The following is a 16,331-nucleotide window of genomic DNA, read 5'->3' on the forward strand; positions in this document are numbered from 1 at the left end:
ACACCCCCGCGACCGGGGTGGGGCCCCCCCGCGCCGGCCCGGGGGGCGGCCGGCGCCACCCGCGGGGGGGGGCCGCCGGGGCCCCCCCCCGGCCCCCCCCTCTCGCGTACGGGCCGGTCCTACTCGCCGAGCAGGGTCCGCACCCGCTCCTGGCCCACCGCGAGCAGCAGCGTGGGCAGGCGCGGGCCCGTGTCCCGTCCGACGAGCAGGTGGTACAGCAGCGCGAAGAAGGTCCGCTGGGCGGTCTTGATCTCCGCCGGCAGCTCCTTGGGCGTGGCGTCGGCCGGGAATCCGGCCTGGACCTTCGGCACGCCGTAGACGAGGTGCGTGAGCCCGTCCAGCGACCAGTGCGACTCGAGTCCGTCGAGGAGCAGCCGCAGCGACTGCCGGGACGCCTCGTCGAGGGACTTCAGCAGTTCGGCGTCGGGCTCGTCGCGCACGATGGTCCGCTGGTCGGCGGGCACGTGCGTGTTGATCCACGCCTCGGCCCGGTCGAACCGCGGCCGGGCCTCGTCGAGCGAGGAGAGCGGGTTCTCGGGGTCGAGGTCGGAGAGGATGCGCAGCGCCTGGTCCCGGTGTCCGGCGGTGATGTCGGCGACGGAGGCCAGCGTCCGGTACGGCAGGGGCCGGGACGTGCGGGGGAGCTCTCCGGCGGCCGTGCCCACCGCGCGGGAGTGCGCGGCCGCGTCGGCCGGCAGCACGGACCCGTCGGCGACCTTGGCGTCGAGCTTGTCCCACTCGTCGTAGAGCCGCTGGATCTCCTGGTCGAAGGCGATCTTGAAGGACTGGTTGGGCCGGCGCCGGGCGTACAGCCAGCGCAGGATCTGCGGCTCCATGATCTTCAGGGCGTCCGCCGGGGTGGGCACGCCGCCGCGCGACGACGACATCTTCGCCATCCCGCTGATGCCGACGAAGGCGTACATCGGGCCGATCGGCTGCTGCCCGCCGAAGATGCCGACGATCTGGCCGCCGACCTGGAAGCTGGAGCCGGGGGACGAGTGGTCGACGCCGCTGGGCTCGAACACGACGCCCTCGTACGCCCACCGCATCGGCCAGTCGACCTTCCAGACCAGCTTGCCGCGGTTGAACTCCTCGAGCCGGACGGTCTCGGAGAAGCCGCAGGCGTCGCAGGCGTACGTCAGCTCGGTGCTGTCGTCGTCGTAGGAGGTGACGGTGGTGAGGTCCTTCTCGCAGTTGCCGCAGTACGGCTTGTACGGGAAGTAGCCGGCGGAGCCGGAGCTGCCGTCGTCCTCGGACGCGGCGCCCGATCCCTCTTCGGCCTCCAGCTCGGCCTCGTCGACGGGCTTCTGCTGCTGCTTCCTGGCCGGGGCCTTCTTGGTCCGGTACTGGTCGAGGATCGCGTCGATCTCGCCCCGGTGCCGCATGGCGTGCAGGATCTGCTCGCGGTAGACGCCGGAGGTGTACTGGGCGGTCTGGCTGATCCCGTCGAACTCCACGCCCAGCTCGGCCAGCGACTCGACCATCGCGGCCTTGAAGTGCTCGGCCCAGTTCGGGTACGCGGAGCCCTCGGGGGCCGGGACCGAGGTCAGCGGCTTGCCGATGTGCTCGGCCCAGGACTCGTCCACGCCCGCGATGCCGGCCGGCACCTTGCGGTAGCGGTCGTAGTCGTCCCAGGAGATCAGGTGCCTGACCTGGCGGCCGCGCCGCCGGATCTCGTCGGCGACGAGGTGCGGGGTCATGACCTCGCGCAGGTTGCCCAGGTGGATCGGGCCGGAGGGGGAGAGGCCGGACGCGACGACGACCGGTTTGCCCGGGGCCCGACGCTCCGACTCCTCGATGACCTCATCCGCGAAACGGGAGACCCAGTCGGTGGTCTCGGTGCTCTGAGCCACGATCGGCACGTCCTTCTTTCTCCATGGGCAGCCGGTACGGTCGCACGGCTGGCGCTCCCATTGTCCCAGGCCCGGCCGCATCCGCGAAAACCGCTTTTCACCGCGTGGGATACTCGGATTCCGCAGTACGTCCGGAACCCGAGCAGAACGGCAGCCACCCCATGGCCTCGGTCACGTCCCTCAGCCACTCCGTCGAACAGCACCTCGCGTCCGCCCTCTCGGCCACCCTGCCGGAGGCGTCCGCGGACCCGCTGCTGCGACGCAGCGACCGGGCGGACTTCCAGGCGAACGGGATCCTCGCGCTGGCGAAGAAGGCGAAGGCCAACCCCCGTGAGCTGGCGACGCGGGTCGTCTCCCGGATCGTCACCGGTGACGTGATCCGGGACATCGAGGTCTCCGGCCCCGGCTTCCTCAACATCACGCTCGCCGACCGGGCCATCACCGAGAACCTGGCCGCGCGGTACGCCGACGGCGACCGGCTCGGCGTGGCGCCGAAGGTGAAGCCCGGCATCACGGTCATCGACTACGCCCAGCCGAACGTGGCCAAGGAGATGCACGTCGGGCACCTGCGCTCCGCGGTGATCGGCGACGCCCTGCGCGGCATGCTCGACTTCACCGGCGAGAAGACGATCGGCCGGCACCACATCGGCGACTGGGGCACCCAGTTCGGCATGCTCATCCAGTACCTGCTGGAGCACCCGGGCGAGCTGGCGCCGGCGTCGGAGGTCGACGGCGAGCAGGCCATGTCGAACCTGAACCGGGTCTACAAGGCGTCGCGGGCACTCTTCGACTCCGACGACGACTTCAAGGAGCGGGCCCGCAAGCGGGTCGTCGCCCTGCAGTCCGGCGACAAGGAGACCCTCGAGCTGTGGCAGCAGTTCGTGGACGAGTCGAAGGTCTACTTCTACTCGGTCTTCGAGAAGCTCGACATGGAGATCCGCGACGACGAGATCGTCGGCGAGTCCGCGTACAACGAGGGCATGCCCGAGACGGCCCGCCTCCTGGAGGAGATGGGTGTCGCGGTGCGCTCCGAGGGCGCGCTCGTGGTGTTCTTCGACGACATCCGGGGCAAGGACGACCAGCCGGTCCCGCTGATCGTGCAGAAGGCGGACGGTGGCTTCGGTTACGCGGCCTCCGATCTGACCGCGATCCGCGACCGCGTGGTCGACCTGCACGCGACGACGCTGCTGTACGTGGTGGACGTCCGCCAATCGCTGCACTTCAAGATGGTCTTCGAGACGGCCCGCCGGGCCGGCTGGCTGGGCGACGACGTCACCGCGCACAACATGGGCTACGGCACGGTGCTCGGCGCGGACGGCAAGCCGTTCAAGACGCGTGAGGGCGAGACGGTACGCCTCGAGGATCTGCTGGACGAGGCGGTGCAGCGGGCCGCCGAGGTCGTCCGGGAGAAGGCGCAGGACCTCACCGAGGACGAGATCCAGGAGCGGGCCGCGCAGGTCGGCATCGGGGCCGTGAAGTACGCGGACCTGTCGACGTCGCCGAGCCGGGACTACAAGTTCGACCTGGACCAGATGGTGTCGCTGAACGGCGACACGTCCGTCTACCTCCAGTACGCGTACGCCCGGATCCAGTCGATCCTGCGCAAGGCGGGCGATGTCCGGCCCTCCGCGCACCCCGAGCTGGAACTGCACGCGGCGGAGCGGGCCCTGGGCCTGCACCTGGACGCGTTCGGGGACACGGTCTTCGAGGCGGCGGCGGAGTACGCCCCGCACAAGGTGGCCGCGTACCTGTACCAGCTCGCGTCGCTGTACACGTCGTTCTACGACAAGTGCCCGGTGCTGAAGGCCGAGACGTCCGCGCAGGTGGAGAACCGTCTGTTCCTGTGCGACCTGACGGCCCGGACCCTGCACCGGGGCATGGCCCTGCTGGGCATCCGGACGCCCGAGAAGCTCTGACCGCAACCGCTCCTCGCACCCGTGCGTCTCCCGGGGAACACGAGTGTGAGGAGCGGCGGTTGGGCGGCACGGACGACCCGTCGGTCGGCGAGGCGCTGATCGGTTTCGTACTGATCGGCGGGGCGGGGGTGATCGTCCCGGCCGCCGTCGTGCTCCCCGTCGTCTGCCTGGGCATCTGGCTGAGCCACCGCGTGCGGCGTCGCCGCAGGTGAGCGCGGGTTGTCAGTGCCGGCCCCTACAGTCACCGGCATGGCGACTCTTCCCAACCCGCTGCCCAAGCTGGCCTCCGACCCCAGCGGGCGTTCCCTCGGGCTCCGACTGCCGCCCGGCAGGCTCGTCGACGCGACGGCCGCGGACGCCTCGGCCGAGCCGGTGCTGTGGCACGCGGAGAAGGCCGCGGCGCCCGGCAACTGGACCGCGCTGGGCGGGCGGGCCCGGCGGGCCGGGCTGCTGCCGGTGCTCGTCGACCTGGGCGACCGGGGCGGCCCGGAGAGCTGGGACCTGACGCCCGCGGAGGTGTCCTACCCGGGCGACCACGACGCCGAGGAGGTCCTGGCGGACTTCTGGGAGGTGGACGAGGAGGAGGACGAGGGGTACTGGGACGACGAGACCGCCGAGTTGCTCGCGCCGTTCGGCCCCGACTGGCCCGGTCTCGCCTCCTCCCCCTCCCTCACCGTCGACCCGGACACCTGCGCCGCCCACGTCGCCGACGCGCTGACCGACGGCACCCGTTCCTGGCCCGAGAAGCCGAGCCTGGCCCTCGTCCCCGCCCGCCGCTCCGCCGACATCCCGGCCGCCGTCGGCTGGTCCGGCCCGCTCAACCACGAGAACGACGTGGCCCGCCTCTGCGCGGTCCTGCGTTCCTGGGAGGACCGCTTCGGCATACGCGTCGTCGCGCTCGGCTTCGACCTGCTCGCGGTTTCCGTGGCCGCGCCGCCCACCACGGCGGAGGAAGCGGAGGCGGTGGCCGCCGAGCACTTCGCGTTCTGCCCGGACAACATCACGCAGGGGCCGGGCAGTCTGCGCGCGTACGCGAAGGAGCTGATCGGCGAACGCACCTGGTACTTCTGGTGGGACTGACCGCGCTCCCTACTCCCCCTTGAACGCCTTCCCCAGCCTGCGCAGCCCCTCCCCGATCTCCTCCGGCGTCTGCGTCACGAAGCACAGCCGCAGCGTCGACCGGTCGGGCTCACCGGCGTGGAAGGGGGCGCCGGGCACGTACGCCACGTCCTCCTGGACCACCCGGGGGAGCAGGGCGGTGGTGTCGTACGTCTCCGGCAGCCGGGCCCAGAGGAACATGCCGCCCTCGGGCCGGTTCCACGCCGAGCCCTCGGGGAGGGCCCCGGGCAGGCCGGCGAGCATGGCGTCGCGCCGCTCGCGGTAGACGCCGGCGACGCGGGCCACGTGCGCGTCGAGGTCGGTGTCGGCCAGGTAGCGTGCGGCGGCCAGCTGGTTGACGGTCGGGGTGTGCAGGTCGGCCGCCTGCTTGGCGACCACGCAGGCCCGCCGCAGCTCCGCCGGGGCGCGCAGCCAGCCCAGCCGCAGGCCGGGGGCCAGCACCTTGGAGAAGGAGCCGAGGAGCACGGTCCGGTCGCGGGCGTCGGGGTGGGCGGCGATCCAGGGGACGCGCTCGCCCTCGTAGCGGAGTTCACCGTAGGGGTCGTCCTCGACGATCCACAGGCCGTGGCGGGCGGCGACGGAGGCGAGGGCGGCGCGGCGCTCGGCGGACAGGGTGCGTCCGGTGGGGTTCTGGAAGGTGGGGACGGTGTAGAGCAGCTTGGGGCGTTCGCGCACGACCAGGTCGGCCAGTGCCCGCGGGTCCGGCCCGTCGGCGTCCCCCGGCACGGCGAGGACCCGCGCGCCGGCGAGGCCGAAGACCTGGAGCGCGGCGAGGTAGCAGGGGTCCTCGACGAGGACGGTGTCGCCGGGGTCGAGGAGGGCCGTGGCGAGGAGGGACAGCGCCTGCTGCGACCCGGTGGTGACGAGGAGGTCGTCGGGGCTCGTGGGCAGGCCGCGCGCGGCCGTCCGCGCCGCGAGCCGCTCGCGCAGCGCGGGCTCGCCCTCGGTGGTGGCGTACTGCAGGGCGCGGCCGGGCGTCTCCTCCAGCACGTGCCGGAAGGCGGCGGCGACGCCCTCCCGGTCGAACAGCTCGGGCGCGGGCAGCCCGCCCGCGAAGTTGATCACCTCGGGACGGGCGGTCACGGCGAGGATGTCCCGCACCGGCGAACCGCCGGTGACCCGGGTCCGCAGGGCGAGCGGCGGCACGGGGGCGGGGACAGGCGCGGGGGCGGACGCGGGGGCGGGGGCGCTGGGAAGGGTCATGTCCCGCACCTTAGAGAGATACGTGCCGCCTACAAGAACCCTTTTGGGATGTGGACGCCCGCGAACATGCCGACGGATCACGGCGCTCGGCCCGCGGAGGCGTCCGCGGCGTCCCGGACGCCGTCCCACACCGCCGTCGTCCGCGCAGGTCAGCGGCGCTGGGACCGTTCCCGCGTCCCGACTTCCCCGCCCGCGCTGGCCCCCTGACGGCCGCGCCCCGCACGCTTGCCCCATGCCGAAGCACGCCACCCGCGCACTCCACCGCACCCGACTCCGCCGCCCCGCCCGCCCGTTCGCCGCCGCCCTGGCCTGCGCCGCCGCGCTCGCCCTGACGGGGTGCCAGGACGGGGAGGGCCTGCGCGACGAGGGCCCGGCCACCGGCGCGGGCGCCCACGGCTCCCCCGCCCCGGGCGCGGACCCCTACGGCGTCGCGGAGGCCCCGGCCCGCTCCCACGCGGAGCCGCCCAGCGGGAACTCGTAGGCGGGCCGCCCGTTGTTGCCGCTCGTGCGGAACGGCTTCCCCTCGTCGTCGACGGTCAGCGTGCCGTGCCGCGACCCGCTGGACCAGGACAGCTCCAGCACCCAGCGCACGTCGTACGCGGAGGCGTCGGCGCTGACGTAGTAGGTCTCCGGGTCGGACTCGCTCACCTTGAACGGGAAGTCGTCCTGGCCCGCCTCCGGCACCAGCGCCGGGCGCGCGGCGTCGAGCGCGACCGTGAAGTAGCGCTTCGGCACACCGCCCCCGCAGCCGACCCCCGGGTACCCCATCGCGAAGTCGTTCCAGGCGAGCGGCGACCGCTTCTCGACCGTGCGAACCTTGAGGCCGTCCACGACGACGGTCTCGTCCCCGGTGCCCTGCACGGTCACCTCCACCAGCTGCTGCCCCGAGGACACGGCCCCGTACGCGGCCACCCAGCCGGGCGCGTCCTGCTCGACCGGCGGCGCCTTCACCCGCCCCGGCTCGCGGTCGACCAGGTACCGCTGCGAGCAGGGGTCCTCCCAGGCGTACGGGCGGACGGCGACGGTGAGGGCAGGCGCGCTGTCGCCCTCGTCGGGTGCCGCCGCCCCGGCGCCTGCCCGGGCGGCGGTGCCCGACGGCGTGGGGGAGGCGGAAGGCGACGCCGCCGAGGGCGAGGGCGAGGCGGAGGGCGAGGACGTGACGGAGGCCGACGGCGAGACGCCTCCCGCCCCCGGCGTCCCCTGCACGGAGACGGCGCCGGCCGGACGCTCGCCGACCTCGTCGTCCGCACCACCGCCCGGCAGGCTCAGGGACAGGGCGAGCGCGACGGCGCCGAGGGCGGTGGCGGCGGCGACCGCGGCGAGGAGACGGGGGCGGCGCCGTACGCCGGGGTCCTGGCCGGGGTCCGCCCCGCCGCGCCCGTCCGCGCCCCGCACCGGCCCCGCGACCACCTGGTCCGCCTCGGCGGCGGCGTCGGCCCCGCCGATCCCGTCGACCGCTCCGGCCGGCTCCGCGGCCGCTCCCGCGGACGCGGCCGTCGCGCCCGCCGGACCGCTCTCGGTCCCGCCCGCCGCCGGGGAGGCCGCGCGCTCGGTGCCGCCCGCCGTGCCCGGTGAAGCGGCGCTGCCGCCACCCGCCGCGTCGCTCCCCTTCCTCCCCCTCCCGGCGTCCGCCAGCACCCACCGCCGGTGCAGCTCGACCAGTTCCCCGGGCGTCGCCCTGCAGAGCCGGGCGAGCCGTTCCACCGGCGCGTAGTCGGTGGGGACGGCGTCCCCGTTGCAGTAGCGGTGCAGCGTCGACGTGCTCATGTGGAGCCGTTTCGCGAGCGTTCCGTAGCTGAGCCCGGACCGCTCCTTCAACTCCCGCAGCAGTTCCGCGAAGTCGGCCGCAGACACCGTTCGTCCACCCCCCGTGTCCCATCCCGCCGTTCCAGGGATGGCTTGTCGTACCAGGTCAGATGCCGTGTGGGCGTTCCAGCGTCCCTCATCGTCCGCCGGACGTGGCGGCCGGGACGGATCGCCCTGCAGGCTGTGGCCATCCAAGCACGCCGCTCCCGCCGACCGGTCGAGCGGCCTGCGCCAACCACCCTTTTCGGAAAAGGAATTCGCCATGCGCATGCGCCGCAGCAGCCGTCTGTTCGTCCCCGCGATCGCCGCCCTCGCCGCCCTGTCCCTCACGGCGTGCGAGGACGGTACGGGCACCGAGACCGAGGGCGCGCCGACGCCCGTGTCGTCGTCGGCGGGCGCCACGCAGCCCACGGGAACCGGCACCGCGACCACGGACCCGGCCGGAGGCACCGGCAAGGACACCGGGACCGGGACCGGCTCCAGCACCGGCTCGTCCTCGAAGACCGACGGCGGGACGTCCGGGAAGCCGGCCACCGGCGACACCGCGGGCTCCGGGTCGGACGCGGACGCCCCGGAGAACCGCGTCCTGTGCAACGGCTCGAACACCCGGGTGACCGCCCAGCCGGTGCCGCGTCCCCTGAACCACATGCTGATCACAGTCACCAACACCGGCAGCAAGACCTGCGACCTGACCTACTACCCCGTCCTGCGCTTCGACGAGATGCAGTGGGTGCCGCAGGCCGCGGAGGCCACCAAGCCGCAGGCGGTGACGAGCCTGAAGCCCGGCGAGTCCGGCTACGCGGGCGTCCTGCTCGCGGCCGCCGACGGCAGCGGGGACGGCGGCGCGACGGCGAAGAAGCTGACGGTCGGCTTCCAGGGCGCCACGCCGGACAGCGACGGCGGCGCCTCGGCGACGCCGTCCCTGCCCGCCGGGGGCGTCTACTACGACAGCTCGCTGACGGTGACGTACTGGCAGCAGAGCATGGACGACGTCCTCTCCTGGTAGGCGCCGGCCCGCTACCTGATCTTCCGGGCCACCTCGGTGGCCCAGTAGGTCAGGATGTTGCGGGCCCCGGCCCGCTTGATGCCGGTCAGCGTCTCCAGGATCGCCCGGTCCCGGTCGATCCAGCCCTTCTCGGCGGCCGCCTCGATCATCGAGTACTCGCCGGAGATCTGGTAGGCGGCGACCGGAACGTCCACGGCGTCGGCGACCCGCGCCAGGATGTCCAGGTAGGGACCGGCCGGCTTCACCATCACCATGTCGGCCCCCTCCTCCAGGTCGAGGGCGAGCTCGCGCAGCGACTCGCGCACGTTGGCCGGGTCCTGCTGGTAGGTCTTGCGGTCCCCCCGCAGCGAGGACCCCACGGCCTCCCGGAAGGGCCCGTAGAAGGCGGAGGAGTACTTGGCGGTGTAGGCGAGGACGGCGACGTCCTCCCGCCCGATCTGGTCGAGGGCGTCGCGGATGACCCCGATCTGCCCGTCCATCATCCCGCTCGGCCCCACCACGTGGGCGCCCGCGTCGGCCTGCACCTGCGCCATCTCGGCGTACCGCTCCAGGGTGGCGTCGTTGTCGACGCGCCCCTGGGCGTCGAGGACGCCGCAGTGCCCGTGGTCGGTGAACTCGTCCAGGCAGAGGTCGGACATGACGAGCAGGTCGTCCCCGACCTCGGCGCGCACGTCCCGCAGCGCGACCTGGAGGATCCCGTCCGGGTCGGTCCCCGTGGTCCCGGCGGCGTCCTTCTTCGCCTCCTCCGGCACCCCGAAGAGCATGATCCCGGAGATCCCGGCCTCCACCGCCTCCAGCGCGGCCTTCTTCAAGCTGTCCCGGGTGTGCTGCACGACCCCGGGCATCGCCTGGATCGGCACCGGCTCGCTCACGCCCTCCCGCACGAACGCGGGCAGGATGAAGTCGGCCGGATGCAGCCGGGTCTCGGCGACCATGCGCCGCATGACGGGGGTGGTCCGCAGCCGCCGCGGACGCGAACCGGGGAAGGATCCGTACGTCGTCATGCACCCACGCTACGCCCGTCCGGACCCCGCCTTTGCCGACGCCGAGTCGGCCCACGGCCCACCCACCGACGAGCGATCCACGTCACCTGCGGGTCAGGTGTGCCTTCCGTGACCGTTGTCCGTCCATGCAGGAGTGGGGCTTCGTCGTGAGTCGACGTCGACGCGGAACGCGTGCGTGCGGACGGACCGCTGAGCATGAAGAGGCGTGCCCGGCTGACGGTCGGTGCGGTGGTCCTGGGCGACGAGGCGTGGTCACCCACGCCGTCGCTACCCCGTCCACCGATCAGGGAACCCGGCCCGAGCGGCCGGTGAAGGTCTACGGCCTCACTCTGAAGGGCGCCTCGGTGGGCCGCCGGGAGCTGCCGCGCACGGACACCGAGCCGTTCTTCCTGGTCGGCGTCACCTGGACCGGGGGTGCCAGGGGGCTGTCCGGCACCGCGCAGGTGCGCACCCGCAGCGTGGCGACCACCGACCCGACCGCCTCCTCCGACCCGGCCTCCGCCTCCCCGACCGCCAGCACGCCCGAGACCACCGCGAGCGCCCCGACGGGTACCGCGACGGACACCGCGTCCCCGGACACGAGCCCGTCGCCCACCGCGCCGGCGTCCACCGTCCCGCGGCCGCCGATCCTCTCGCGCGCCGACCGGGGCACCGACGAAACGATCAGCCCGGAGGCGCCGGAGTGCAACGGCGATGTCAAGGTGACGTTCGCGCACCACACGGCCGGCACCAACGACTACACCTGTGACCAGGCCCCGGTGGTCATCCGCAGCATCTCCACGTACGACGTGCAGGTCCTCCAAGATCGTCGTCGTGGGCACCGGCGGCCGCCCCACGATCACGACGGAGGGCCTGGTCCACCTCGAGTAGCCCGTGCCCCCGGCTCCGCGGGCACCTTCCGGGGTGCCCGCCGGCGCCCGGTGCCCTTCGAGATCGGCCCGGCCCTCGACCAGCCCACGCCGCCCCGGAGCGGCTGAAGCGTCGGCGCCCTGTCCGCACGCGAGCACGGAAGGGGCCGGACCCGCCCGGAGTCCGGCCCCTTCCGTTCCGCGCCGCGTCCGCGGCCTCCGCCAGGAGCGCGCCGGCCAGGACACCGGACCCCGCCGCCGAGCACGCGGGCCGGGCCGCGAACGCGCGGTGGCGGAGCGCGCCCTCACGGCACGCTCCGCCACCACGTCACACTCCCGGCCTCACCCCGCCGGACGGCCCGTCGCCGGACGGCCCGCCGGCGTACCGCCTCAGGTGGCCCGGCGCCTCCGCGCCCCCGGCCTCCGCTCGCTCGGCCGGGTCACCGGGTCGCCCGCCTCACGGGCCGCGGCGCGGCGCCGCAGGCCGAAGTCGGCCAGGGCCTCCGCCAGCTTGTGGACGCTCGGCTCCGGGGCCATGACGTCCACCCGCAGGCCGTGCTCCTCCGCCGTCTTCGCCGTCGCCGGCCCGATACAGGCGATCACCGTCACGTTGTGCGGCTTCCCGGCGATGCCCACCAGGTTCCGCACGGTGGACGACGACGTGAAGAGAACGGCGTCGAAGCCGCCGCCCTTGATCGCCTCCCGGGTCTCCGCCGGCGGCGGCGAGGCCCGCACGGTCCGGTAGGCCGTGACGTCGTCGACCTCCCAGCCCAGCTCGATCAGCCCGGCGACCAGCGTCTCCGTGGCGATGTCGGCGCGCGGCAGGAAGACGCGGTCGATCGGGTCGAAGACCGGGTCGTACGGCGGCCAGTCCTCCAGCAGGCCCGCGGCCGACTGCTCGCCGCTCGGCACCAGGTCCGGCTTCACGCCGAAGGCGATCAGCGCCCTGGCGGTCTGCTCGCCCACCGCGGCGACCTTGATGCCGGCGAAGGCACGCGCGTCGAGCCCGTACTCCTCGAACTTCTCCCGGACCGCCCGGACCGCGTTCACCGAGGTGAAGGCGATCCACTCGTAGCGGCCGGTCACCAGGCCCTTGACGGCCCGCTCCATCTGCTGCGGGGTCCGCGGCGGCTCGACGGCGATCGTCGGCACCTCGTGCGGCACGGCGCCGTAGGACCGCAGCTGGTCGGAGAGCGACGCCGCCTGCTCCTTGGTGCGCGGCACGAGCACCTTCCAGCCGAACAGCGGCTTGGACTCGAACCACGCCAGCTGGTCGCGCTGGGCGGGGGCGGAACGCTCACCGACCACGGCTATGACCGGCCGGCCGCCCTCGGGCGAGGGCAGCACCTTCGCCTGCTTCAGCGTCTGCGCGATGGTGCCGAGCGTGGCGCTCCACGTCCGCTGCCGCGTGGTCGTGCCCGCGACCGTCACCGTCAGCGGGGTGTCGGGCTTGCGGCCGGCCGCCACCAGTTCCCCGGCGGCCGCCGCCACCGAGTCGAGGGTCGTCGAGACGACGACGGTCCCGTCGGACGCGCCCACCTCGGTCCAGCACCGGTCGGAGGCCGTCCGGGCGTCCACGAACCGGACGTCCGCGCCGTGGGCGTCCCGCAGCGGCACACCCGCGTACGCGGGCACGCCGACCGCGGCGGCGACACCGGGAACGACCTCGAACGGCACCCCGGCCGCCGCGCAGGCGAGCATTTCCTCCGCCGCGTACGTATCCAGTCCCGGGTCCCCGGACACCGCACGGACGACCCGCCTGCCGCCCCGCGCGGCCTCCATGACAAGATGTGCGGCATCCCTCACCGCGGGGATCCCGACGGCCGGTGACGAGGCGTCAACGACCGTGGGGTGAGGCGTGCCCGTGCCCGGAAGCGGATCCAGCTCGGGGTCCGTGTCCGCGTGCACGACGGCGACGCCCGGCCTGGCGTGCGTCCGCACGACGTCGAGCACGTCGTGCTCGGCGACGAGGACGTCCGCGTTGGCCAGCGCCTCCACGGCGCGCAGAGTCAGCAGTCCCGGATCTCCGGGTCCGGCACCCAGGAAGGTGACGTGCCCTTGTTCAAGGCCGGTGGGAAGGGTGGTGGGGCTCACTGTGCTCGCTCCCCCATCAGACCGGCCGCGCCCTGGGCGAGCATCTCGGCGGCGAGTTCGCGACCGAGCGCCATCGCCCCGTCGTGCGTCTCGGGCACGGGACCGGTGGTGGACAGCTGCACCGTACGGGTGCCGTCGGTCGTGCCGACGACGCCCCGCAGGCGCATTTCCTTGACAATCTGCCCGTCGGCCAGCAGGTCGGCCAGCGCGCCCACAGGGGCGCTGCAGCCGGCCTCCAGGGCGGCGAGCAGTGACCGTTCGGCGGTCACGGCGGCCCGTGTGAACGGGTCGTCGAGCTCGCCGAGCGCAGCGATCAGGTCAGTGTCCCGGGCGGTGTTCCCGGCCCTGCACTCGATCGCCAGGGCCCCCTGGCCGGGGGCGGGCAAAACCGTGTCGACCGACAGGAAGTCGGTCACCTCGTCCCTGCGACCCATGCGGTTGATGCCGGCCGCGGCCAGCACCACGGCGTCCAGCTCTCCGTTCCGCACGAACCCGATGCGCGTGTCCACGTTCCCGCGGATCGGCACGGTCTCGATGTCCAGCCCGTGGGCGCGCGCGTACGCGTTCAGCTGCGCCGTCCGGCGCGGCGAACCCGTACCGATGCGCGCCCCGCGGGGCAGGTCGGCGAACTTCAGCGCGTCCCGGGCGACGATGACGTCACGCGGGTCCTCGCGCACCGGTATCGCGGCCAGGACCAGGTCCTCGGGCTGCGTGGTCGGCAGGTCCTTCAGCGAGTGAACCGCGAAGTCGACCTCACCCCGGATCAGCGCGTCCCGCAGCGCGGTGACGAACACGCCCGTGCCGCCGATCTGCGCGAGGTGCTCGCGGGAGACGTCGCCGTAGGTGGTGATCTCGACGAGCTCGACGGGCCGTCCGGTCACCTGGCTCACGGCTTCCGCCACCTGCCCGGACTGGGCCATGGCGAGCTTGCTGCGCCTGGTCCCCAGCCTCAGTGCCTTCATGGTCATCGTGGCCCTCGGTTCTTCTCGGTGCTGTCCTCGGCGCGGGAGACGGAGGCCACCGTCTCCTGGTCGAGGTCGAACAGGGTGCGCAGCGCGTCCGCGTACCCGGCGCCGCCGGGCTCGGCGGCGAGCTGCTTGACCCGGACGGTCGGCGCGTGCAGCAGCTTGTCGACGACGCGCCGCACGGTCTGGGTGATCTCCGCGCGGTGCTTGTCGTCCAGGCCGGGCAGCCGCCCGTCCAGCCGGGCGATCTCGCTCGCGACGACATCGGCGGCCATGGCGCGCAGGGCGACCACGGTCGGCGTGATGTGCGCGGCCCGCTGCGCGGCGCCGAACGCGGCGACCTCGTCGGCGACGATCCGCCGCACCTGGTCGACGTCGGCGGCCATGGGGGCGTCCGCGGAGGCCTCGGCGAGCGACTCGATGTCCACCAGGCGGACGCCGGCCAGCCGGTGCGCGGCCGCGTCGACGTCCCGGGGCATCGCCAGGTCCAGCAGGAACAGCACCGGCTCGGGCCGGGCGGGCACGGCGGCCTGCTCGGGCCGGCGGCGCTCGGGGATGCGGCCGACGGCGGCGGCGGTGGCGGCGAGCGCGCCGATCAGCTCGGCGTCGGCCTCGGGCCGGCGGGCGGCCTCACGGCGGTCGACGCCCGCCCCGGCCACCCACGCCGCGTGCTGCTCCAGCGTCGCCGCGTCCATGCCGGCCACGGCGGCCTCTCCCATCACGGAGAAGCCGGGCTGCTGCACGGCCGCCAGGTCCAGCGGACAGTTCTCGTCGGCGCCCGCGGAGGCGGACGGCAGCGGGCGCACGCCGGTCCGGGACGGCTCGCCGTCCACCGTGTCCTCGGTGAACGCGACGGCTGCGCCCGTGCGGCCCTCGACCGCCGCGGCGACCGCTCCGGCCGTGAGGACGAGCCCCGTCGCCCCGGTGCAGGAGACGGCGACGTCGGCACGTGTCAGCTCCCCGGGCACCGACTCCATCGGCACCGCACGGGCCCGTACGTCCGTGTCGCCGGCCTCGGTGAGTATCCGGGCCAGGCGCTCGGCGCGCTCGAGGGTGCGGTTGGCGACGACGACCTCGGCGACACCGGCGCGCGCGAGCGTCGCCGCGGCCAGCGAGGACATGGAGCCGGCGCCGATCACGAGGGCGCGCTTGCCGCGCGCCCACGCGGTGACGTCCCCGCCCGCGGCCAGCTGCTCCAGGCCGAAGGTGACCAGGGACTGGCCGGCGCGGTCGATGCCGGTCTCGGAGTGGGCGCGCTTGCCGACCCTCAGGGCCTGCTGGAACAGGTCGTTCAGCAGCCGTCCCGCGGTGTGCAGCTCCTGCGCGCGGGCCAGCGAGTCCTTGATCTGCCCGAGGATCTGCCCCTCGCCGACGACCATCGAGTCCAGGCCGCAGGCCACCGAGAACAGGTGGTGGACGGCACGGTCCTCGTAGTGCACGTAGAGATAGGGCGTGAGCTCCTCGAGCCCGACCCCGCTGTGCTGGGCGAGCAGCGTGGACAGCTCGGCGACACCGGCGTGGAACTTGTCCACGTCGGCGTAGAGCTCGATGCGGTTGCAGGTGGCGAGCACCGCGGCCTCGGCGGCCGGCTCGGCGGCGACCGTGTCCTGGAGCAGCTTGAGCTGGGCGTCCGCGGAGAGCGAGGCGCGCTCCAGCACGCTGACCGGGGCGCTGCGGTGGCTCAGCCCCACGACGAGGAGACTCATGCCGGCATCACGGCGGGAACGTCCCCGTCGGGCCCCTGGTCGGTGGACTCCTCGCGGGTCGCGGCGGCGGCCGGGACGGCCGTCTTCGCCGTGGTGTCGCCCGCGGCCTCCTCGCCGGCCTTGCGCTGCTCGTGGAAGGCGAGGATCTGCAGCTCGATGGAGAGGTCGACCTTGCGCACGTCGACGCCGTCCGGGACGGACAGCACGGTCGGCGCGAAGTTCAGGATGGAGGTGACCCCGGCGGCCACGAGCCGGTCGCAGACCTGCTGGGCGGCACCGGCGGGCGTCGCGATGACGCCGATCGACACGCCGTTGTCCTGGATGATCCTCTCCAGGTCGTCGGTGTGCTGGACGGGGATCCCGGCGACGGGCTTGCCGGCCATCGACGGGTCGGCGTCGATGAGGGCCGCGACCCGGAAGCCGCGGGAGGCGAACCCGCCGTAGTTGGCCAGCGCCGCGCCGAGGTTGCCGATACCGACGATCACGACCGGCCAGTCCTGGGTCAGCCCCAGCTCGCGGGAGATCTGGTACACGAGATACTCGACGTCGTACCCCACGCCTCGCGTCCCGTAGGAGCCCAGGTACGAGAAGTCCTTGCGCAGTTTCGCGGAGTTGACCCCCGCCGCGGCCGCGAGCTCCTCGGAGGAGACCGTGGGGACCGAGCGCTCCGACAGTGCGGTCAGGGCTCGGAGGTACAGCGGAAGGCGGGCGACGGTGGCCTCGGGAATCCCTCGGCTACGGGTCGCCGGTCGGTGAGTTCGGCCAGTTGCCACGGTGCTCCTGCGGGTAGAGCGGGGCTGCAGGCGGTCAT

14 protein-coding genes are annotated in these 16,331 nt (G+C 73.9%); 6 read left to right on the forward strand and 8 right to left on the reverse strand.

The window, feature by feature from the left end; genetic code table 11:
• Positions 1–119 precede the first annotated feature (119 nt).
• Positions 120–1,862, reverse strand: a complete 1,743-nt coding sequence (gene lysS, locus ACH4F6_RS24075) for a lysine--tRNA ligase (RefSeq protein ID WP_397962367.1) — start codon at positions 1,860–1,862, stop codon at positions 120–122.
• 152 nt (positions 1,863–2,014) lie between these two features.
• Here lysS and argS point away from each other — a divergent pair, with 152 nt between their 5' ends.
• Genes argS through ACH4F6_RS24090 form a run of 3 tightly spaced genes read left to right on the forward strand, consistent with a single transcriptional unit; the run spans position 2,015 to position 4,849 of the window.
• Positions 2,015–3,769: an arginine--tRNA ligase gene (gene argS / locus ACH4F6_RS24080; RefSeq protein WP_397962368.1), complete on the forward strand. Its 1,755-nt coding sequence runs from the start codon at positions 2,015–2,017 to the stop codon at positions 3,767–3,769.
• Between the two features lie 59 nt (positions 3,770–3,828).
• The gene (locus tag ACH4F6_RS24085; protein WP_397962369.1) at positions 3,829–3,981 is read left to right on the forward strand and encodes a hypothetical protein; all 153 of its coding nucleotides are present in this window, start codon (positions 3,829–3,831) and stop codon (positions 3,979–3,981) included.
• Between the two features lie 37 nt (positions 3,982–4,018).
• Positions 4,019–4,849 (forward strand): DUF4253 domain-containing protein, encoded by an 831-nt coding sequence (locus tag ACH4F6_RS24090; RefSeq protein WP_397962370.1) that lies wholly within the window; start codon positions 4,019–4,021, stop codon positions 4,847–4,849.
• 9 nt (positions 4,850–4,858) lie between these two features.
• On the opposite strand, the gene ACH4F6_RS24095 is transcribed toward ACH4F6_RS24090, so the two are convergent.
• Complete coding sequence (locus ACH4F6_RS24095; protein WP_397962371.1) at positions 4,859–6,091, reverse strand: PLP-dependent aminotransferase family protein; 1,233 nt, start codon at positions 6,089–6,091, stop codon at positions 4,859–4,861.
• A gap of 232 nt (positions 6,092–6,323) precedes the next feature.
• Here ACH4F6_RS24095 and ACH4F6_RS24100 point away from each other — a divergent pair, with 232 nt between their 5' ends.
• Entirely contained in the window at positions 6,324–6,572 is a 249-nt protein-coding gene (locus ACH4F6_RS24100; protein WP_397962373.1) for a hypothetical protein, read from the forward strand.
• Here the strand turns inward: ACH4F6_RS24100 and ACH4F6_RS24105 are convergent.
• A complete protein-coding gene (locus ACH4F6_RS24105; RefSeq protein ID WP_397962374.1) occupies positions 6,512–7,945 on the reverse strand; it encodes a helix-turn-helix domain-containing protein in 1,434 nt (477 codons plus the stop codon). The two genes, ACH4F6_RS24100 and ACH4F6_RS24105, sit on opposite strands and share 61 nt — an antisense overlap.
• 214 nt (positions 7,946–8,159) lie before the next feature.
• Here ACH4F6_RS24105 and ACH4F6_RS24110 point away from each other — a divergent pair, with 214 nt between their 5' ends.
• Positions 8,160–8,903 (forward strand): DUF4232 domain-containing protein, encoded by a 744-nt coding sequence (locus ACH4F6_RS24110; protein ID WP_397962375.1) that lies wholly within the window; start codon positions 8,160–8,162, stop codon positions 8,901–8,903.
• 11 nt (positions 8,904–8,914) lie between these two features.
• Here the strand turns inward: ACH4F6_RS24110 and hemB are convergent, their stop codons facing one another.
• Positions 8,915–9,907 (reverse strand): porphobilinogen synthase, encoded by a 993-nt coding sequence (hemB, locus tag ACH4F6_RS24115; RefSeq protein WP_397962376.1) that lies wholly within the window; start codon positions 9,905–9,907, stop codon positions 8,915–8,917.
• Positions 9,908–10,155: 248 nt separating this feature from the next.
• Here hemB and ACH4F6_RS24120 point away from each other — a divergent pair, with 248 nt between their 5' ends.
• Entirely contained in the window at positions 10,156–10,884 is a 729-nt protein-coding gene (locus tag ACH4F6_RS24120) for a hypothetical protein (RefSeq protein ID WP_397962377.1), read from the forward strand.
• Positions 10,885–11,145: 261 nt separating this feature from the next.
• On the opposite strand, the gene ACH4F6_RS24125 is transcribed toward ACH4F6_RS24120, so the two are convergent.
• Genes ACH4F6_RS24125 through ACH4F6_RS24140 form a run of 4 tightly spaced genes read right to left on the reverse strand, consistent with a single transcriptional unit; the run spans position 11,146 to position 16,293 of the window.
• Entirely contained in the window at positions 11,146–12,849 is a 1,704-nt protein-coding gene (locus ACH4F6_RS24125) for a uroporphyrinogen-III synthase (protein WP_397962378.1), read from the reverse strand.
• On the reverse strand, positions 12,846–13,817 hold the full coding sequence (gene hemC, locus ACH4F6_RS24130) for a hydroxymethylbilane synthase (protein ID WP_397962379.1): 972 nt from the start codon (positions 13,815–13,817) through the stop codon (positions 12,846–12,848). Before hemC ends, ACH4F6_RS24125 begins: the two co-directional genes overlap by 4 nt.
• Positions 13,814–15,520 (reverse strand): glutamyl-tRNA reductase, encoded by a 1,707-nt coding sequence (locus ACH4F6_RS24135; protein WP_397962380.1) that lies wholly within the window; start codon positions 15,518–15,520, stop codon positions 13,814–13,816. Before ACH4F6_RS24135 ends, hemC begins: the two co-directional genes overlap by 4 nt.
• Positions 15,517–16,293 carry a redox-sensing transcriptional repressor Rex gene (locus tag ACH4F6_RS24140; protein ID WP_397962381.1) on the reverse strand — a complete coding sequence of 259 codons (777 nt, stop codon included), beginning with the start codon at positions 16,291–16,293 and terminating at the stop codon, positions 15,517–15,519. The genes ACH4F6_RS24135 and ACH4F6_RS24140 overlap by 4 nt, the downstream gene beginning before the upstream one ends.
• Positions 16,294–16,331: the final 38 nt, after the last annotated feature.

The organism is Streptomyces sp. NPDC017936 (assembly GCF_044328485.1).
In the GTDB taxonomy this organism is placed as follows: Bacteria; Actinomycetota; Actinomycetes; order Streptomycetales; family Streptomycetaceae; genus Streptomyces.